Annotated in this window: 17 protein-coding genes; 14 read left to right on the forward strand and 3 right to left on the reverse strand. The window is 59.0% G+C overall.

Features of this window, described 5'->3' with window-relative positions; translation table 11 throughout:
* Positions 1 to 6: 6 nt before the first annotated feature.
* Together C8264_RS04175 and C8264_RS04180 are read right to left on the reverse strand one after the other, a co-directional pair.
* Positions 7 to 369, reverse strand: a complete 363-nt coding sequence (locus C8264_RS04175) for a response regulator transcription factor (RefSeq protein ID WP_108459703.1) — start codon at positions 367 to 369, stop codon at positions 7 to 9.
* Positions 370 to 435: 66 nt separating this feature from the next.
* Positions 436 to 978, reverse strand: a complete 543-nt coding sequence (locus tag C8264_RS04180; protein WP_108459983.1) for a recombinase family protein — start codon at positions 976 to 978, stop codon at positions 436 to 438.
* A 315-nt stretch (positions 979 to 1,293) separates the two neighbouring features.
* Here C8264_RS04180 and C8264_RS04185 point away from each other — a divergent pair, with 315 nt between their 5' ends.
* Complete coding sequence (locus C8264_RS04185) at positions 1,294 to 1,722, forward strand: fumarylacetoacetate hydrolase family protein (RefSeq protein WP_108459704.1); 429 nt, start codon at positions 1,294 to 1,296, stop codon at positions 1,720 to 1,722.
* 18 nt (positions 1,723 to 1,740) lie between these two features.
* Entirely contained in the window at positions 1,741 to 3,360 is a 1,620-nt protein-coding gene (locus C8264_RS04190) for a bifunctional 3-(3-hydroxy-phenyl)propionate/3-hydroxycinnamic acid hydroxylase (protein WP_108459705.1), read from the forward strand.
* Between the two features lie 18 nt (positions 3,361 to 3,378).
* Here the strand turns inward: C8264_RS04190 and C8264_RS04195 are convergent, their stop codons facing one another.
* The gene (locus tag C8264_RS04195) at positions 3,379 to 4,503 is read right to left on the reverse strand and encodes an NADH:flavin oxidoreductase/NADH oxidase (protein WP_108459706.1); all 1,125 of its coding nucleotides are present in this window, start codon (positions 4,501 to 4,503) and stop codon (positions 3,379 to 3,381) included.
* A 126-nt stretch (positions 4,504 to 4,629) separates the two neighbouring features.
* Between C8264_RS04195 and C8264_RS04200 the strand changes: the two genes are divergently transcribed.
* The 12 genes from C8264_RS04200 to C8264_RS04260 all read left to right on the forward strand — a co-directional run bounded on the left by C8264_RS04200 (position 4,630) and on the right by C8264_RS04260 (position 18,752).
* Entirely contained in the window at positions 4,630 to 5,406 is a 777-nt protein-coding gene (locus C8264_RS04200) for a GntR family transcriptional regulator (protein ID WP_108459707.1), read from the forward strand.
* A 105-nt stretch (positions 5,407 to 5,511) separates the two neighbouring features.
* Positions 5,512 to 6,741, forward strand: coding sequence for a CoA transferase (locus C8264_RS04205; protein ID WP_108459708.1), 1,230 nt, complete (start codon positions 5,512 to 5,514; stop codon positions 6,739 to 6,741).
* Positions 6,738 to 7,799, forward strand: a complete 1,062-nt coding sequence (locus tag C8264_RS04210) for a TAXI family TRAP transporter solute-binding subunit (protein WP_108459709.1) — start codon at positions 6,738 to 6,740, stop codon at positions 7,797 to 7,799. Before C8264_RS04205 ends, C8264_RS04210 begins: the two co-directional genes overlap by 4 nt.
* Before the next feature lie 57 nt (positions 7,800 to 7,856).
* The gene (locus C8264_RS04215; protein ID WP_162783445.1) at positions 7,857 to 9,806 is read left to right on the forward strand and encodes a TRAP transporter permease; all 1,950 of its coding nucleotides are present in this window, start codon (positions 7,857 to 7,859) and stop codon (positions 9,804 to 9,806) included.
* A complete protein-coding gene (locus C8264_RS04220; RefSeq protein ID WP_108459711.1) occupies positions 9,803 to 10,036 on the forward strand; it encodes a hypothetical protein in 234 nt (77 codons plus the stop codon). The genes C8264_RS04215 and C8264_RS04220 overlap by 4 nt, the downstream gene beginning before the upstream one ends.
* Positions 10,023 to 10,940, forward strand: coding sequence for an HpcH/HpaI aldolase/citrate lyase family protein (locus tag C8264_RS04225; RefSeq protein ID WP_162783446.1), 918 nt, complete (start codon positions 10,023 to 10,025; stop codon positions 10,938 to 10,940). Before C8264_RS04220 ends, C8264_RS04225 begins: the two co-directional genes overlap by 14 nt.
* Complete coding sequence (locus C8264_RS04230; RefSeq protein ID WP_108459713.1) at positions 10,937 to 12,112, forward strand: CaiB/BaiF CoA transferase family protein; 1,176 nt, start codon at positions 10,937 to 10,939, stop codon at positions 12,110 to 12,112. Before C8264_RS04225 ends, C8264_RS04230 begins: the two co-directional genes overlap by 4 nt.
* A gap of 32 nt (positions 12,113 to 12,144) precedes the next feature.
* Positions 12,145 to 12,570 carry a cupin domain-containing protein gene (locus tag C8264_RS04235; RefSeq protein ID WP_108459714.1) on the forward strand — a complete coding sequence of 142 codons (426 nt, stop codon included), beginning with the start codon at positions 12,145 to 12,147 and terminating at the stop codon, positions 12,568 to 12,570.
* A complete protein-coding gene (locus C8264_RS04240; RefSeq protein ID WP_108459715.1) occupies positions 12,567 to 13,373 on the forward strand; it encodes an SDR family NAD(P)-dependent oxidoreductase in 807 nt (268 codons plus the stop codon). Before C8264_RS04235 ends, C8264_RS04240 begins: the two co-directional genes overlap by 4 nt.
* A gap of 1,356 nt (positions 13,374 to 14,729) precedes the next feature.
* Positions 14,730 to 15,239 (forward strand): hypothetical protein, encoded by a 510-nt coding sequence (locus tag C8264_RS04250; protein WP_162783447.1) that lies wholly within the window; start codon positions 14,730 to 14,732, stop codon positions 15,237 to 15,239.
* Between the two features lie 88 nt (positions 15,240 to 15,327).
* Positions 15,328 to 16,413, forward strand: coding sequence for a FecR domain-containing protein (locus tag C8264_RS04255; protein WP_108459717.1), 1,086 nt, complete (start codon positions 15,328 to 15,330; stop codon positions 16,411 to 16,413).
* Positions 16,413 to 18,752 (forward strand): putative bifunctional diguanylate cyclase/phosphodiesterase, encoded by a 2,340-nt coding sequence (locus C8264_RS04260; protein ID WP_108459718.1) that lies wholly within the window; start codon positions 16,413 to 16,415, stop codon positions 18,750 to 18,752. Before C8264_RS04255 ends, C8264_RS04260 begins: the two co-directional genes overlap by 1 nt.
* Positions 18,753 to 18,951 lie beyond the last annotated feature (199 nt).

Below are 18,951 nucleotides of genomic sequence, written 5' to 3' on the forward strand. Positions count from 1 at the left end.
AATGCCTTAAGCCATCACAGCAGCGATGAGAGTTTGAGGTTGAACGGGTTTCTGCAAGAATACCGTGTCGGCGGGCAGATCATCCATGTCTGCGGTCCTATCCGACGTAACGATGACCTTCAGCGTGTGGGGCCGCTTTTTCAGCAGATCCAACAACTCACTCAAAGACGGTCCCAGGTGCAAGCCAACGTCTAACACTAGATGCGTGATTCCTTGCTCAGCACCAAGCACGGTGGATGCAGCCTCGAAACTACCGGCGCTGCGTACTTCGACGCCAGCCTCCTCTAGTATCCGCATCCAGTCGATGATGATGATAGGGTCCTGTAGGAGCAAAACGACGGGGCTGATTTCTGCGGATTGGTGAGCCAATCAATGAGTTCCTCTGTTGCAGTCAATTCAGCTACGCTAGTCGCCCAATCTTCATCAACCCTTGCTCTACGTTATCCGCGAAATGGTGCTGGCGCTCACATTATAGCTGCGAGCGATTTCCCTTACGGGCTCCCCGGCCAGTTTGCGGCTGCGCACCTCATCCTGTTGATGTCGGGTGAGGGTGGGCCGCCGACCCAAGCTCTGCCCCCGAGCCTTGGCGCGGGCGCGCCCCTCTCCCGTTCTGGCGCGGATCAGCTCGCGCTCGAACTCCGCCACGCCGCCCACGATTGTCACGGTTAGACGGCCATGCGGGGTAGTTGTATCGGCCCATCCTTCGGTGAGCGAGCGGAACATAGCGCCCTTGTGGGAGAGGCTGTCCAAAATGTTGAGCAGGTTAACCGTGGACCGCGCTAGCCGATCCAGCCGCGTTACCAGCAGGGTATCCCCTTGGCCGACGAGAGCCAGCACCTTGGCCAGTTCCGCTCGGTCGGATTTGGCTCCGCTGGCGGTTTCGGCAAAGATCTTTTTAGATCCAGCTGAGGTCAGCGCCTCGCGCTGCGCATCAAGCGTTTGGCCGTCAGTGGATACGCGAGCATACCCATAAATCATGCCATCGCTCTGCAACGGACTTTTGCAACGCGCAAGCCATTGAATTCCTGCGCCCGCCAAGTCGTTGCACAAGTTGTAACTTCCGCAACGCCCTATACGGGATCATGACCGATATCTTGGATGATGGGCACCAAGCCCGCTTTGGCTCTGGATTATCCGTGCAAAGCAAGAATATGGCCGTGTGCATAAAAATCTGTAGCGCGACGATCAGGATGAGAAGACGCATCCAGATTGCCGCGCTACAAAAATCATCGGTACGGGACTTGGGGCCGCGCAAAGCCAAATCGGGAAATACGAAAACTCGGGTGCGTAAGTATGACGACCCGGCAGCGCCACACCTTTCAGTTTACTCCTGGCAAGAACTTTCCCTCAACGGGCGCCTTTGGTCCACATATGGTCACGCCGGAAGAGGTCGGTGATCTTTCCCTCGTGAAGATTCAGGGTCGCCTCAATGGCGAGGTCATGCAGTGTGCAACCCTTTCGGACTTGCTGTTCCCTATCGACGTGCTGATTTCCTATTGCTCGCAGTTCACACCGCTGCAGTCGGGCGACGTCATCCTGACCGGCACGCCGGGCGGCGTGGGTGACCGGCGGGAGCCGCCGATATTCATGAAGCCGGGGGACGTTTTCGAGGTCGAGATTGACGGGGTCGGCACGCTGTCCAACCCGATAATACTCGAGCCCCAACATCCTAGCCTGACGGACCCTGGGAGACATGAATATCGTGGACGACACAGCCGATAAGCATGCGCAGCAGACGTCGTGATCGTGGGTGCGGGGCCAACGGGCCTTACTGTCGGCAATTTTCTGGGACGGATGGGCCTGTCAGTACTGCTTATCGAGCGCAACCTGATGACCGTTCAAGAACCGCGCGCCGTTTCGATCGATGACGAGTCAATGCGTACAATGCAGGCAATCGGCCTGCATGAAGTAGTTCGGGGGATCGTGGCGTCGGGCTCCGGGTCCCATTATCTCTCGCCTAGCGGCAGGACGTTTCTTACGGTCGAGCCGACGAGCCAAGTCTATGGCTTTAACCAACGAAACGCCTTTCAACAGCCAGAGCTAGAACAAGTGCTGCGCGATGGGCTTACGCGATATCCAAACGTCCAGCAGTTCTTCGGCTGGGAATTCGACGGGCTTGGCCAGGACGAAAATTATGCCCGGGGAACCATCCGGAAGACCGAGACAGGAGAGACAAGACAAGTCGCGGGACGTTATCTGGTTGCATCGGATGGCGGTCGCTCGCCGATTCGGACGAGTCTGGGCATTGAGATGAAGGGCTCGACCTTCGCCGAGCGGTGGCTGATCATTGATCTGTTCAAGACTGATAATCGTTTCAGGCACACGCAGGTCTACTGCGATCCGGCCAGACCCTGTCTTGCCCTGCCCCGGCCCGCCGGCATTCGCCGCTACGAGTTCATGCTCTTTCCCGGAGAGGACGAGCGGACAGTGACCGACCACGGCTTTGTGCGCAGTCTTCTGGCCCGGGTCGGTCCTGATGCGGACGGGGAATTCCGGAGGATCGCCGTCTACACGTTCCATGCGCGGCTGGCCGAACGCTGGCGTAGTGGCAGGGTCTTCTTGGCCGGCGACGCAGCGCATCTCACCCCTCCCTTTGCGGGACAAGGGATGAATTCGGGGCTACGGGATGCGCACAATCTAGCGTGGAAGCTCGCAGAGGCTGTTCGCGGCAGCGTGTCCAACGAGTTCCTTGACAGCTATATGGCAGAACGTGGGCCGCATGCTTGGGACATGATCAAGCTGGCGCTGCGAATGGGCACGGTCATAATGCCCCGGAACAGGTTCAAGGCCTGGTTGATACGCAGCGCCTTCCAGATCCTAAAGGTCTATCCTGCCGCGCGCGACTACTTCGGGCAGATGAAGTATAAGCTCAAGCCTAGGTTGCGTGCCGGACTGATCTGGCCTGATGGCTGCAAGGAGCGCCGGTCCGTCGTGGGCGAACTGATGCCCCAGCCGATAGTTGAGGACATCGACGGCAAGCGCTCGCTTTTGGACGAACGGCTGGAGGATGGACCAGCAGTGATCGTTTACGACGCGTTCCCGGACCGGGCGCTGTCGTCGGAGTCGCTGAGCGCTCTGCGCGAGGCAGGCGTGCAGGTAATCGGCATAACGCCGGAGTGGAACAACGTCGTTCTGGCCAACTTCCCAGTCTATCGGGATGCATCGGGCCTGTTGAGCCATTCAGGCTTCAAATGCTATCTGGGCTCAGCGCTGCTTCTCCGCCGTGATCGCTATATCGCAGGCGTCACGCCTGCAGGCGAGGCTGACAAGTTGATGCCGTGGGTACACCTGCTTCGTGCCTCTCCTTCCCCTCTTGGAGCAACACCAGCATTGGAACCCCATCAACTAGCCTTGAAGTAATTGATTGCAGATTCAAGTCTATGCGGGCCTCACTGTCTCGCCCGACTTCAGGCCTCCTTTCCACCGCTCGTGCGCTCCTGGCCAAACTGAGAAGTGGCTACGGCTATATGGTTCGGGATACGGGATTGAGATGCCCATTGCCTCTGCCGCATGCCAAGGCCAGCGCGGGTCGTCAAGGATCGCACGGCCGAGACAAATGAAATCGCTTGCTCGTTGGGCCAGGATTTCCTCTGCCTGATGAGGCGAAACGATCATTCCCACGGCCCAGGTTGGAATTCCGACAGCCGTACGCACCGCCGCGGCAAACGGGACCTGGTAGCTCGACGTTACCTGGGGCGGCCTTGAGCCCGTGGCAATGCCGCCGCTGGAAACGTCGACGAAGTCGCATCCGATTACCTTAAGTTCCGTTGCAAACGCGATTGCGTCTTCAATGGAAGCGCCACCTTCGATCCAGTCTGAGCCGCTGATCCGGACCCCCAGCGGACGGGACGTGGGCCAAACCTCACGCACAGCCTGGAAGACATCGAGCGGAAATCGCATCCTCTTTTTTGCGGATCCGCCGAACGAATCCTCTCGGCGATTGGTAAGGGGGGAGAGGAACTGATGCAGGAGATAGCCATGGGCGGCGTGCAGTTCGACGACATCAAGGCCAATCTCCTCGGCCCGGCGCGCCGCCGCAGCGAAGCTATGCCGGATTCGCTTGAGGTCCTGCATCGTGCAGTCTGCTGGGACTGGCCAATCCGGACCGACAGCTATGGCGCTGGGGGCGTAGGTCCGCCAGCCACCCTCTCGAAGCGCTACGCGGCCGCGCACGCTCGACCCCTTCCGGCCGGCATGCGATAGCTGTACTCCGAAACGCGCATCCCCATACTTGCGCACCCTATCGAGAACATTGCCGAGTTGATGTGCGGTTTCATCGGAATATAGACCCAGGCAATGCGGCCCTATCCTGCCGTTCGCCTCTACCGCAGTTGACTCGATCATGATGAGCGCGGCTCCCGAAAGCGCAAGATGACCCCAATGCATCAGGTGCCAGTCGCTTGGCTGACCATCGTTTGCCATATGCTGGCACATGGGAGAGACGACGATCCGATTGGGAAAGGTGATACCCGCGAGTTCAAACGGGGAGAAAAGCTGCGACATGGCCTAATTCCTACCGACATCTTCATTTGGCGCTGAGCGTCCGGCCATGAGAAAATCTCATTGCCGGGCCTCCACCCTGGATCCATTATAAGCCGGAGTCATATATATGATAGGGAAAAAATATCGATGAAAGAGGATGACAATAGGGACGAATCGGAGCCGGCGGCGCCTGCGTCCCGGCTATCCCTCTACCAAGTGGTTCGGGATGACCTGTTGGTGAGATTGGCTGCTGGAGAATGGCGGTCCGGCGACAGTCTTCCCAGCGAGGGAGAGCTTGCCCGGCAGTACAAGGTCTCCACCGGCACCTTGCGAAAGGCGATCGACCATTTGGTGGACAAGCATCTGCTTGATCGTCGCCAAGGCAAGGGTACCTTTGTGCTGTCGCGGGGCGGTGCCAAGATTGCGCTCCACCTATTCTTCCATCTAATCGGCAAGGACGGCTCGCGAGAGCTTCCCCATTTCCGAAAACTTCTCTCAATCAAGCACCGCCGCTGCCTGGATGATGAGGCGAAATTTCTCGATATACGCGGTAATTCCCGCGTTATCGAGATGCGGCGGCTGCGAGGTTTCAGTGATGGCGGCCTCATGCTTGAGCAAGTGATCCTGGCGGAGCGCCTTTTTCCTGACTTTGACAAGAAACTGTCTCGTGCCCTGCCTGTGTTTCTCTACGAATTCTACGACCGGGAATTCCGGGTTTCCGTGTTGGAGACTGTCGAAACGGTGGGGGCGGTCAGCGCGACCAGAGAGCAGGCGATGCTGCTGAATTGCGAGCAAGGGGCAGCCCTGCTCGAGATCGAACGCGTTAGCTTTTCCTTCGCTGGCGTTCCTGTCGAGCTGCGAAGGAGTTGGTGCCAAAGCCTTGATCGCCGCTACTCCATCGCTTCACCAAAAGTCGAAGTATAGAAGACTTGACACGACGCCGAAAAGCGATCCAATTTAAGGAAACATATATATGACTTGAGTGAGAAGCCAAATAATGCCGACCTTTAGAGAACCTAGCGGCCAAGCATGACAGACCAGGTAAACACAGATCCGTCCAAGTCGGGACTGTCGGGATTGCTGGTTCTCGAGGCCGTATCATCGCCTGGTGCCAGCTTCGCGGCGTCGCTTCTCGCCGATTTTGGGGCCACCGTTTATGTCTGCGAACCTCCCGGAACGGGCTCGCCACTGCGTCGCCTGGCCGGAGCGGATGGCCGCTGGTGGCAGGTTCTTGGGCGAAACAAACGCTCCGTCGCCATCGATGCAACCGATCCGGCGGCAGAGGATTCCATGAGGCGGCTGCTTGGTATCGCAGACTTGCTGATCGTCGATGCGGGACCCTTGGCCGAGGACGGCTGGCGCCGGCTGGCGAAAACCGTCGATTCCCCGCCCATCGTCGTCGACCTATTTGCCACCGGGGCAGATGACCCGCACGGTTGGGGATGGAGTTCGCGAGCGGAGCTGACTTCAGCTGCAACCGGAATGATGGCTTTGACGGGGCTTGCCGGCGACAATCCAGTGCTGCCGGAAGTCCCGATTGCGGAATATCTCGCGGGCACCCTCGCGGCTATGAGGGCGCTTGCGGCGCTCCGGCAACGGAGCCTCAATAGTTCGGGTGCCGTAGACCTGTCGATAGGGCTGCATGAAGCGGTGCAGCGGATGATCGAGTGGCAGGTTCCGGTAGCCAGCGCACTCGGGCGAGCCGAGACCCGCAACGGCAATAGCTTTCCTATGAATGCCGGAATATCCAACATGCATCGCACCCGCGACGGCAAGTACGTCGCCATTTCCGCAGCTACGCAGGCCACGGCGGTTCGCGTGCTGGAGATGGTGGGCGGCGCGGAACTGCGCAACCATCCGCGCTTTGCGACCGTCGCGGCGCGCTCCAACGGCATGAAAGAGCTGTACGCGCTGATGGACAAGTGGTTCGAGGAGCGCACTCTCGCCGAGGCTCTTGCGTTGGCGGAACAGTACGGGGTCGTCGCCGGGGCGATATACTCGGTCGACGACATACTCGCCGACCCGCACATGAACGCGCGAGGCAATATCATCACCATCACGGGTCCTGCCGGGCCTGTCAGCATGCCAAACGTTGTGCCGAATATATCTGGACTGCAGCACATCATCGGGCATGTCGGTCCATCACTGGGGGAGCATACGGAGGAGGCCCTGTGCAAAGCCGGAATTGGCTCGGCGAGCAGATCGGCAGCGATGGGCGGTGTCACCAATACAGCAGACTATAACCGGAGGAGAAAATGAAAACTCAAATATCGACACTTTTCGGGGCCGCCGCCATGGCCATTACAATGGTTGGGGCAGGTCAGGTTGGACCAGCCGCCGCGCAAGAACGCGCCGCGCCCACCGACATCGTCCTGATTGGTCGTGGTTCGACAGGATCGACCAGCGACCTTGTGATGGCCGTATTGGAAGAGTCCATCACGCGTTCTTTCCCCGATATTCGTTTGCGGCGTCTACCTGGGTCGGCGACGGCCGTGCCGCCAAAAATCGAAGCGGGCGAGGCTGAGATCGGGCACGGCGTCGGGGAGACGCTGGTTCAGGCCTGGCTTGGCAATGGCGAATTCGAGGGTGATAAGCCCATGAAGAACCTGCGCTATCTGGGAGGCTATCTAGGCTTCTTGGTGCGGCCGTCCGCTGGGCCCACTCTGGTCGTACCGGCTGATTCGAGCATCCAGAGCTGGCACGACCTTTCGGACAAGCGAATTGGCGTTGGCGTGCCGACCTCCCTAAATTCGACCTTGGTGGATGTCGCTCTTCACGGCATCGATCTCTCATATGAAAAGATCGAGCAGAACGGTGGTTTGGTCGTGAAGGGCGATTGGAACCAGCAGTTTGAGGCCATGGGGGATGGGCAACTCGACGGGGTTTTTGTGCTGGGCGATCAGCCATCGGCGCTAGTGACGCAGTACGCAGCCAACAATCAGGCGCGCCTGATTTCGGTTCCTGAAGAGGCGATTGACGCGATCATTGCGGACTACCCGACCACTACGCGCAACAGCATGCAGCCTGGGACCTACGAGTGGCAGGCCGAGGAGGTCCGAGGGATTCGCCTCACCCTTGGTTTTGTCGTGCACAAGGATCTGCCAGAAGAGTTCGTCTACCAGATCTGCAAGCAGCTCTATACCGGCGAAAGTGCAAACATCTGGGGCGAGGTGGTGCCAAGCTGGCGTGGCGCCGAGGCCATGAAAGAGGAAGCGGCTGCGGCTGTTCCCATTCCGCTGCATCCGGGTGCACAGCGCTGCTTCGAGGAAGCGGGAATTCCAATCACCTATGTCGGCAGCGGCGGCGACGCCGTTTGAGCCAACGTCGGGAAGGGTCGCATGACCCTTCCCATACAATTGTGAATGGAGGGGCGTATGGGCAGCCAGGTTGAACAGGTCGAAGCGGTCAACTCCGGATCTAATTTTGTGCGGGCAGCGCGTGGCACGGGTTTACAGCAATCGCTGGCCCTGCTGATATGCTTTCTCAGTATATATCTCGCGACCTTCATTCTCTACTCGGCCTCGTTCGGTTCGACAACGGCCTTTCTGCAGCGGCTGTTATTCGCGTTCGTGATGCTGACTTTGGCGCTTCTGGTGAAGTCTCCAAGCGGCCTGAATTGGCATGAACGCACGGCAAAGGGCCTGGTCCCAGACCTCATTGCAATCGGCGTGTTATTCGCCGGGATGTTGCATGTTTTTATGGATATCGACGGCTTCATGGGCCGGCTTGGCAGCCCGAACGCATACGACCTGTTCTATGGTGTCGCCTATATCGCGCTCGCGCTGGAGACCACCCGACGGGTTCTGGGTTGGCCGATCGTCATTATCGTCTGCTTCTTTCTGGTTCAGGCCCTATTGGGCAGTTACCTGCCCGGACCGCTCAATGCACCCAGTGTGCGGTGGCAGACGCTGGTCGAGATCCTGTTCATGGAAGACCAGGGGCTTTTTGGCCCAACCACCGCCGTGGCGGTAAGTTACCTGATGCTGTTCCTCATGTTCGGAGCCATGCTCACCAAGACCAATGCCGTTGTGTTCTTCGAAAAATTCTCACTGGCGCTCCTCGGACGCCGGCCGGGCGGTCCCGCTCATGTCGCGATAATGTCCAGCGCACTGCTTGGAACTGCCTCGGGAAGTGTGGTCGGAAATGTGGCGGGCAGCGGCGCGTTCACTATTCCCCTGATGATCCGAAGCGGCTTCAAGCGTGATTTCGCCGGCGGCGTTGAGGCGGCGGCTTCCTCGGGCGCGCAGATCATGCCACCAATCATGGGCAGTGCGGCTTTCCTGATGGCGGCCTTTCTCGGTATCAGCTATTGGACTGTTGTCGTTGCCGCCATTATTCCCGCTGCCCTCTATTTCATCAGCCTTTTTCTTCAGGTGGAATTGCGTGCCCGCAAGGAGAATATGGCCGCATTTTCAGGTGATCTGCCGAAGCTGACATCCGTACTGCTTTCCCAGGGGCACCTGCTGATCGCCATCGCCGCGCTCATCGTGCCGTTCTTTTTCGGACTTTCGGCACAGCGCGCCGGCTTGATCGGACTTGCGACGCTGTTCGTGCTCAGCCTGATGAAACGGGAAACTCGGGTCAGTGGAGGACGGTACCTTGAAGGCGTGGTGGAAGCATTCGTCGACAACGTCGCCGTCGGCGTGGCGGTGATAGCGGCGGGGGTGCTGGTTGGAACCGTCTGGGTGTCCGGCGCGGGAAGCTTGCTTGCGCATCTGGTTATTGATGTCAGCCAGGGTCACTTGCCGGTGGCGTTGGTGCTGACTGCCGCTATCGCGCTGGTGCTCGGGATGGGCCTGCCGACGCCGGCCGTGTACCTCACCCTGGCAGTATTGATCGTGCCGGCGCTGGTGAAGATGGGCGCGCCCGAACTGAATGCGCACATGTTTGCGTTCTACTTTGGCATTCTGGCCAATGTGACCCCGCCGGTTGCTCTTGCTGCCTATGCGGCAGCGTCCATCGCTGGCGGTGATCTCAATCGAACCGGCCTTGCTGCCTTCAAGCTGGCCCTCGCGGGATTCTTTATCCCCTTCGCGATGATTTACTCCAATGGCCTCATGCTTACCGGTACGCCACTTGAGATCATAATAGACGTCGCCACGGCGCTGGCGGGGATCTTCGTGCTCGCCATAGCGGTAGAGGGATGGTTCGTCCGCTCGCTCGGCATAGTCGAACGTGTGATCTGTATCGTCGGATCGGTCCTGCTGATCTTTCCGCACGGGGTCGCTTCGCTGATCGGCCTGGCCCTAGGTGCTTGCGTTCTCGTTCCGAAATTCATCGCCCAGCGGCGCCAGGCGGCGACACCTTTAGGAAAAGCCAGATGAGCAAAAATCAGCAAACCATGATCGTCGTGTTTGCCGTGCTCAGCAGTATGGGCCTGCTTTACTTCTTCGCGGCCCAACATCAGATGCAGGCCCGGTCGCCTCTGCTGTTCCTTGGCTTGGTGGGAATCTGTGCGGCAATGATCACCGGCTCGTTTTGGAATTACCTGCGCTGCGGCGGAAGCAACAGAGACCGCCCCGACGAAACGGAGACTAGCAGTGACGACACCTGACTCTATATGGCCGATACGCTCCTTTCTATTTGTCCCGGCACACCGGGAAGGCTGGGTCGAAAAGGCGATCAGGCACGCTCCCGAGGCCGTCATACTGGACATCGAGGATTCGGTTCCAGTCGCGGAAAAAGACATGGCACGAGGGCTGCTGCAGGCCGCAGTCAACCTTCTCAACGCCAGCGGCGTGGCAGCATTCATTCGCGTCAATGAATTTGGCGACAGCACTGTCGCCGATGTGCGAGCGGCCGTTGTCCCCGGCCTGACGGGCCTGGTGTTGCCCAAGGCGACGGATGCAGAGCAGACGCGACGGCTGCACGATCTGGTGAGCTACGCCGAAGGCGCTGCGGGGATGACGCACGGTTCCGTGGCGCTGCTTCCTTTACCCGAAACGGCGGAGGGGCTGCAGGGAGCAGCTGAGATCGCCAGTGCAAGCCCCAGAGTGAAGGGGTTGTTCGGCGCTGTTGGCGGTCCGATCTCGGGCGACGTAGCACGCGGTTTCGGCTTCAGGCCCACGGCCGTGGGCACTGAGCAGATATACATGAACTCCAAGATCGTCCTGGATAGTCGGGCGGCCGGTTCCCACTATCCAATAGCTGGGATAATCGGCACTCAAATCGATGATCTGGAGGTCGTTGAGAGCCTTGTTCGGCGGGCCAAGGCCTTCGGTTATACCGGTGTGGCGCTGATCCATCCCAGTCACATCAAGATCGCGCACCAAGTCTTTCGGCCAACGGACGAGGAATTCCTGTATTTCCAAGGCATGTTAAGCGCATTTAGCAACGCGGAGCAGCGGGGACTGGGGGCCATTCGCTATGAAGGTCAGATGATCGATTACGCGATGTTGCCGCTCGCCCGAGAGGTCGTCGCCGAATATGAGCGTGTGCGGACGAGGACAGCACTTTGAGTAAGACGAAGGAACCACCGTTCAAGGGCCTCAGGGTCCTTGAGCTCGGTACGGTGATCGCCGGACCTTTTGCGACCAGTCTGCTGGCCGATATGGGAGCCTCGGTCATCAAGGTTGAGGCCCCGGGCGCCGGTGACGCGCTGCGCAATATGGGGCCGAAAAAGAACGGGGTTCCCATTTGGTGGGGCGTTTCCGCACGCGAAAAAAGATGCATCACGCTCAACCTCAAGAGCGATGAGGGTAAAGAGCTGTTTCGCAAACTGGTCGCCAAGGCAGACGTTCTGGTCGAGAATTTCCGGCCGGGGACTCTGGAGCGCCTGGATCTGGGTTGGCAGGCCCTCCAGCAGATGAACCCCAAACTCGTGCTGCTCAGTATCAGCGGTTTTGGCAATAGTGGGCCAAATGCCCATCGGCCAGGTTTCGGCAAGATTGCCGAAAGCATGTCCGGCCTTGTATCGCTCACGGGCAATAGTGACGATCGTCCGCTTTTTGTAGGCTACTCGCTGGCGGACACTAGTGCCGGATTGTTCGGCGCTCTCGGGGTCGCAATAGCGCTCTACAACCGTGACGTACTTGGCGGTACCGGCGCGCGCATTGATCTGGCCCTCTATGAGCCCATCCTCAGGATGGTCGACCGCCAGTTTGTCGAGCGCGCGGCACGGGGAGCGTCGCCAAACCGCGCCGGTAGTGAGGACCCGTACAGCTATGGATACAATGACGGGTCCCGTCCTGTGTTCAGAACATTGCGGACCCTGGATGCCGACTGGGTGATGGTCATGATTGATCGCTCCATCCTGCCGGAGGTGAGCAAGCTTGTCGGATCGGCCGATTTGGAGCGGGACGATGCGTTGGCTGCGTGGGCAGCAACCCGCTCCACCGATACCGTTCGCGAGGCACTGATTACCACCGGGGCTTCAATCGTTCCGGTTCTCGATGCTGCCGGCATCGCAACCTCGCCGTACTTCCGCAAAAGAGGGGATGTCCAGGATACCGAACCGGCATCGCTCGGACCAATTCAGGTTCCCGGACACCTCGGGTACGGCGCAGGGGAGCGGCACCGGCATGCATTTCGGGCCCCAACGGATGGGGAGGACACGGTTGCCGTGCTCAGTGGCGAGCTCGGAATTCCGAGTGCGGAAATTATGCGCATGCGAGATGGCGGAGTCATTTGAACAGCTCTGTGCGGAAGTAATCCGAAAGGTAAGTGAACGTGGACATCAGACCAATTGTAACAGAAGCGGGCCAAGAGCCCCTCAATACCAGTCACTCGGGGGGCGCGATACGCCTGTCGGGTGTAAGTCCGCAGCATACGCCGGCCACCAGGATCTGGTTTGGCAAAGTCAAGAACGAGCCAGGCTTCCGCTCCGTGCCACATCATCATGGCGAAGCGGAGACGGGCGGGTACGTTCTGAACGGGCATGGGCGCATTTACTTCGGCCCCGGATATGCTGACTTCGTGGATATGCAGGAAGGAGATTTCGTATTCGTGCCGCCGCATATGCCTCATGTTGAAGCGAATATGAGTACAACGGAACAGCTCGTATGGCTGACCTGCCGGACCCCCGATAACATCGTGGTCAATCTCGAAGATGTGCCTGACAATTCACTATCTGGGTATAAGCGGACATGACGGACCACGAGAACATCGTAGAAAAGCTTGCCGGAAAAACTGCCGTAGTGACCGGTGCATCTCGCGGCATAGGTCGAGCGATCGCTGCAGATATTGCCAGACAGGGGGCGAGCCTTCTGCTTGTCGCGCGCGATGAGGCCCGGCTTGCAGCCGTTGCCGACCAGATCAAAAACGATACCGGCACACTACCGGCCATTTTGGCCGTTGACCTGAGGGAGACCAGTGCCGGCGAGACGGTGAAACAGGCGCTGGCTGCTGCATATGGCGCATGCGACATTCTGGTAAACTGCGCCGGAGCAACCAAGGGGGGGATATGGCCGGTCCAATCGGATGACGATTGGACCGACGGCTTCGCGCTGAAATTCTTTGGCACGGTTCGCGTCACCCGGATCTTGTGGCCACTTCTGACTCAGTCTCATGGCGTAGTCGTCAATGTGGTGGGCGGTTTTGCAAGGACGCCATCGGCAGATTTCATGGTGGGCGGAACTGTAAATGCGGCTTTGGCGAACTTCTCCAAAGCGCTTGCGGCGCAAGGGCTTCGCGACGATGTCAACGTGAACTGGGTGCATCCGGGTCTTATCGAAACGGAGCGCTATGAGGAGATTTCCGCCCGGCGTGCTGCACAGACCGGCATCTCTGTTGAAGACGTCAAGCGACAGCAGCTTCAAACGGATGGTACGCGGCGATTGGGCCGGGCCGAAGATGTGAGCAATACTGTCACGTTCCTGTGCTTGCCTGAGTCACGCCACATCCACGGCACTGCCATTACAATAGACGGTGGTGCCAGCAAGTCAGTGTTTTGATCGGGTGCGGCGGCTGCTAACGAAATTTCTGCCGGGCCTTGCCAAAGCCTGTTCATCACATCCGGGCGGCCCATAACTGCGCCCCCAGGTGCCGAAGTTTTTCTCGATTTGCCGCGCACACGGTGGATGGGCTGGTTCCAGGCCTTGAGGCGGGCCTGCGTTTCGGTCTGGTCTCGCCCCCCACAGGCCGCTCGCCACGATGCGGTGTGTAGCATCTTTGGCCCGGACGGCATTGCCGAAATGGCCGCCCCGATAGTCGCTGTCGGCAAACACCTCGCCCGGATTGTCCGGCAAAGCGCCAAGCTCGCTTCACCATCGACCTATGGGCGGAGGTTAATTCCGGCGGTCGTGGTGGCACCGGCGATCATCTCCGCACCATAGCGCGTGTGGCGCGCGCAAAGAATACGACGCCATTCTGCAGGGCAGGGGGTGGTGCTATGGCCGCCCTGATGATGCGGGCTATCAAGGGGCTTGGCAGCGTTGTAACTGACCCGCAATGGCCTTGAAGCTGCGCATAGCACATCTAGCACAGACGTAGCACAGGCCGATTTTACGCTGTGTTGAAACAATAGATTAAGACGTGGCGCTGCCTTATCATAATCCGTGTGTCCCCAGTTCAAATCTGGGCTTCGCTACCATTTAAACCCCCGGGAAACCGGGGGTTTTTGTTACTCACTTCAAGCGCGGCCGACAAGGTTAACAGCGGCCAGGTAGCACATAGGTATCAATGCGTTCGCTGGCTAGGATCGCTTCCTTCCTGTATGAGGCGGCTACTAAGGTGGAAAACGCAGAAGGACCTTTAATCCTTAATGCCGAAGCTTCAGCAATAGCATGCTGGGAGTCCAAGTAGTCCGGGCTAAGCGGCTTAAACGGGGTGGAGCGCGGACAGGCAGGTTTTGTTCGCGGAACCGCTAAAGCGGAGATCGCACAGCTAAATTGGCAGCCCGCTGATCGTCAGCCCAAGATCCAAGGAGAACCCCTAACGGTCCGCCTTTAGGCTACCCTGATCTTTCTTGAAAAGCTCACAGTCGCCCTCGAGAGGGTGCCGACGCCGGTCGGTGTTGTAGATTGGCCGATCCGAGAGCGCTGGAGGAGAGCACCTCAGTCGCTTCCATCTTAAAGACCGTTACCGCATATGCTGAGGCACTCGACTTCCGAAGCGCTGGAAGTTGCCAGTCATCGGGTGTGGCTTTCCAAGGCGCCATAACCAACTATGCTCTCCTGTGCTCCTTAATAGGGATGCCCACAAGGAGCTTGAACTGCGGCTCTGGCAAAGGGCGGCTGCCTTTATCTGCCAATGTTAAGACAAGGTTAACCATGATCGAGGAGACTGCAGCCAATCCTTAAGGTGTTTCCATGCTGCGCTTTGCTGTGTCGTCGTCCTGTCTGTCGCTCGCGTTTGTGGGAGCGGCAGCTGCAGGACCCATGCCGAACTTGCCAGAGCTTCCGCCATTGCCGATCCACTATGAAAGCCAGGGCCACGGTGGGCCATATGCCGGTATCTTGTCCGGCTATGCTGATGGGGTAGAAACCGGGCTGGGCATTGCGCTGGTGGTGGGCAACACCTTTGCAGCAGCAGACTTGTTGGTGGGGTTCGAAGGCATGGCATTTGCAGCATCACATGGCGAAGTCACGCTTGAAGGAAGCATGAGGGCAGGTTTCAGTTTGACGGACACGGTCAGCGTCTTTGGCATCGCGGGTCTGGGCCACAGCTTTGACACAGACGCCTTTGTCTCAGTTGGCGCCAGCTTGGAAGCCGATGTGAGCAACGGTTGGCTGGTTCGTGCAGACTACCAGTACAATCATGACCTGAACGGGGGCATCGACACCCACAGGGTTCTGACTGGCCTGCTGCACAGCTTTTGATCAACTTCCATCTGCTGCATTAAAGTTTTTGAAGGTCAACACTGGCAGAGTTCCCCGGCGTCAAGAATGACGGTTCCGGGAGCATGAAGTGCGTAAACCTGCTGTATCAATCGTTTTTTTGTGGTTGGCCGTTTTGGGCGTTTCTACCGCCGTGGCAGACGATTGGACTGCGGTGCGGCTGCGCGGCGGCGTTTTCGCTTTGGAAAATGGCGCCTGGACCCAGCTCGTTCGCGGTAGCGTGGTATCCGATGACCGGGTCATCAAAAGCGCACCTGGTGGACGCATCACCTTGGTGCGGGGCTCGGAAACAATCGAGCTTGGCTCAGATACAACCGCTCAGATATCGGACCGCTCAGGCTTTACCACGGTCTACAATCATGAGGGCACCGTGGGCATTGATGCCGAAGCCCGCAATGTCAAACATTTCGCAGTGCAAACGCCATTCCTGGCTGCTGTTGTAAAAGGCACGGCCTTCACCGTTAAGTCCTCATCAACCGCCTCGACGGTCACAGTGGCGCGCGGAACGGTTGAGGTAGAGGATGAGCAGAACGATGCACGCGTCAATGTCGCTGCGGGCGAGCAAGTCTCTTCATCCCCGGAGGCTCCAATCACCCCTGATAGCGTTGTTGCGGCTCCACCTGATGCTCCAGCGCCACCAGCCCCCGCGGCTCGGCAGCCGCAGGTCAGCCCGTCCAATCCATCGCCTGGAAACCAGGCCGTCCAAGTCAACTCTGGCCAAACTGGTGACGCCTCGGATGAGCCAGGAAACGGGAACTCCGGTTCCAGCAACGGCGATGGCGGCGGAAACGGGAACTCCAGTTCCAGCAACGGCAATGGCGGCGGCAACGGAAACGGGAACTCGGGTTCCAGCAACGGCAATGGCGGCGGGAACGGAAACGGGAACTCCGGCTCCGGCAACGGCAATGGCGGCGGGAACGGAAGCGGGAACTCCGGCTCCAGCAACGGCAATGGCGGTGGGAGCGGAAACGGGAACTCCGGCTCCAGCAACGGCAATGGCGGTGGGAACGGAAACGGGAACTCGGGTTCCGGCAATGGCAATGGCGGCGGAAACGGAAACGGGAACTCGGGTTCCAGCAACGGCAATGGCGGCGGAAACGGAAACGGGAACTCCGGCTCCAGCAACGGCAATGGCGGCGGAAACGGGAAAAGCTAATGCACGCGGCGGGCAGTGGGACCAGCTCCTTCAGCGCCCTGGTTAGCCCTACTGTCGCTCTGCTCATAGCGCTCATCTTGGCGTGGGCCGGCGTTCTGGCGCCGCTGGATCAAGCCCTCCAGGAAATGCGCTTCGAGGCCTCAGATCGACCTGCGTCCGGCGAGACACTTTTCGTTGAGATCGACTCCAAAAGCCTGCAGGACGTAGGGGTGTGGCCGTGGCCGCGCCAAGTTCATGCCAATGTGCTGGATCGACTTATGCAGTTGGGCGTAGCCGAGGTTGTGCTCGATATAGACTTCAGCACAGCTTCCACCCCCGAAGGGGATCTCGCCCTGGAGCAAGCGTTGGAGCGGGCCGGCGGTTATGTCTTCCTCGCGGCATTCCAGCAGTCCATGGCTGACGGGACCGTGGTGCTCAACGTCCCTCTCGAACGCTTCGCGACCCATAGCGAGCCTGTACTGGTCAACGTCGATGGAGATGGCACTGGGTTATTGCGTTCGGTGCCGGCAGGCCTTCCTGCTGCGGGAATACGATCGGTCGCGGCGGCGCTCGTCCCCCAGTCTCCGATTTCCCGCGCTGCTATTGCGATCGACTACGGAATCGACCTCAGGTCGATACAGAGGGTTTCGGTTTCGGACCTTCTATATGGCGACTTCAATCATACCCTGTTCGCCAACAAGCAAGTCATCGTAGGCGCTAGCGCAATCGAGTTGCGCGATTTCTTCCGCGTTCCCCGTTTTGGAGTTATTCCAGGACCATTGGTACAGCTAGCAGCAACAGAAACACTAAAGGCAGGGAGACCAATTTCGGATTTGGGCCTCGCCCCGGCTCTGGCTATCGCGCTTGTTGCAATCGCGCTTTTCGCCTCGCGCAAGGGGCGGATGTCGACAGCCCCCTTAGCCTGGGTGGTACTTGGCAGCATGCTTCTAATGGAAGTGGCCGCTTGGCTAGTACTACGTGAGAGGCACCTCACCCTCGATACGGCGGCTTTTCATGTCTTCGCTGTTCTGCTCGTCTTAATCAGTCTGTTGCACGAGCGCGCCATGCACTGGCGCCAGATTTTTCGCCAGCAGGCGCGCTTGGCTTATCTAGCCAGTCATGACGCCGTAACGGGAGCACATTCTCGCCAAGCCCTCCTTGACGAACTGGAGGGGTATCTCTCATCGGGTGGGGCTAGTGTATTTCTAGTCCAACTAGGTCGGTTGGACAGCACGATTGCGGCCTTGGGGCACGAGGTCGGCGACTGCGTGGCTGTCGAGGTTGCGCAACGCCTGGAAAAGCGGCTCGGCAGCAAACCTGCGCGAATAGCCAACGATGTTTTTGCTTGGAGCCTACCCAAAGAGCTGAGAGCAGAGCATCAAATCGCGCTGCGTCGCTCGGTGTCGGCCTGCCTGGACGAGCCCTACGCCGTCAATGGACATAGCGTTGTTCTCGATACAAGATTTGCTTCGAGTACGATGGATGCAGCGGGTGTCGGCTCGGAGTTGCTTCGACAGGCCGAAGTGGCCCTCAGCGAGGCCCGTCGCGAGAACCTCAAAGTCGTGGCATACACGTCTGAGCAGAGCGACCGCATTAATGATCGGCGCATGCGGGACATTGCCCTACGCGAAGCCCTCGGCCGGGAGGAGTTCTTTCTGCTATACCAACCGCAGATTGATCTGCGCTCCGGGGACCTTATGGGCGTCGAAGCGCTGGTCCGATGGCAGAGCGGAAGCCTCGGATTAGTCTCACCTGCAGATTTCATCCCATTGGCGGAAGAAACCGGGTTGATCGTCAATCTTGGGAAATGGATCCTGGTGGAGGCTTGCACTCGAGCCGCCCGATGGAACTGGGACGGGCGGCTGTCAGTGAACGTCTCATCCATACAGTTCCGCAGGAGCGACATGGTGACGACCGTGCGCCAGGCGCTTGAACAGTCGGGCTTACCGGCCAACCGGCTCGATCTGGAACTCACCGAAAGCCTCTTGGTCGATGACGATCCGGCCATCCTGTCCACCTTGGAAGAGCTGAGGCAAATGGGAGTTAGCCTTGCCCTCGACGATTTCGGTACTGGCTATTCGTCGCTGAGCTACCTGTCGCGGCTTCCGATAGACAAGATCAAGATCGATCAGTCATTTGTCCGTCCACTCCCTGAGCCCAACAATGAGGCGATCGTGGAAACAATTGTGTTGATGGCACGTCGACTGAGCATGAGCATTGTCGCTGAAGGCATCGAGACAGCGGAACAGCGTGATTATCTCGCTGCGCTTGGGTGCCAAGTTGGCCAGGGTTACTTGTTTGGGCGTCCCTCCACGCCAAAAAGCCTGGGGCTTGAGGCAGCGGAGACGGCAGCGGCGTAAAAAATGCTGTAGCGCGCGGGCTTATTGGCGGGCACGAAGATGCAGTCGCAGTCTGCATTGGAATGCTTACGGGATCTGAAAGTTCGGTTATGGTCGGCCGAACCGGGGTCGACTGGGGACCGGCGGTCCCGGGGGTGGCAAGGAGCCAGTTTGCTTTTAGCCGTAGGACATTGAGAGCTCACATTTACTGCAGCCGCGA

The organism is Devosia naphthalenivorans, from assembly GCF_003056355.1.
GTDB classification, from domain to species: domain Bacteria; phylum Pseudomonadota; class Alphaproteobacteria; order Rhizobiales; family Devosiaceae; genus Devosia; species Devosia naphthalenivorans.

What these genes read in the sequence shown, in the direction of transcription:
- C8264_RS04240 (WP_108459715.1), top strand. Translation starts at nt 12,567, where the DNA reads ATGACGGACCACGAGAACATCGTAGAAAAGCTTGCCGGAAAAACTGCC.
- C8264_RS04185 (WP_108459704.1), top strand. Translation starts at nt 1,294, where the DNA reads ATGACGACCCGGCAGCGCCACACCTTTCAGTTTACTCCTGGCAAGAAC.
- C8264_RS04180 (WP_108459983.1), bottom strand. Translation starts at nt 978, where the DNA reads ATGATTTATGGGTATGCTCGCGTATCCACTGACGGCCAAACGCTTGAT.
- C8264_RS04220 (WP_108459711.1), top strand. Translation starts at nt 9,803, where the DNA reads ATGAGCAAAAATCAGCAAACCATGATCGTCGTGTTTGCCGTGCTCAGC.
- C8264_RS04205 (WP_108459708.1), top strand. Translation starts at nt 5,512, where the DNA reads ATGACAGACCAGGTAAACACAGATCCGTCCAAGTCGGGACTGTCGGGA.
- C8264_RS04200 (WP_108459707.1), top strand. Translation starts at nt 4,630, where the DNA reads ATGAAAGAGGATGACAATAGGGACGAATCGGAGCCGGCGGCGCCTGCG.
- C8264_RS04215 (WP_162783445.1), top strand. Translation starts at nt 7,857, where the DNA reads ATGGGCAGCCAGGTTGAACAGGTCGAAGCGGTCAACTCCGGATCTAAT.
- C8264_RS04250 (WP_162783447.1), top strand. Translation starts at nt 14,730, where the DNA reads ATGCTGCGCTTTGCTGTGTCGTCGTCCTGTCTGTCGCTCGCGTTTGTG.
- C8264_RS04195 (WP_108459706.1), bottom strand. Translation starts at nt 4,503, where the DNA reads ATGTCGCAGCTTTTCTCCCCGTTTGAACTCGCGGGTATCACCTTTCCC.
- C8264_RS04210 (WP_108459709.1), top strand. Translation starts at nt 6,738, where the DNA reads ATGAAAACTCAAATATCGACACTTTTCGGGGCCGCCGCCATGGCCATT.
- C8264_RS04260 (WP_108459718.1), top strand. Translation starts at nt 16,413, where the DNA reads ATGCACGCGGCGGGCAGTGGGACCAGCTCCTTCAGCGCCCTGGTTAGC.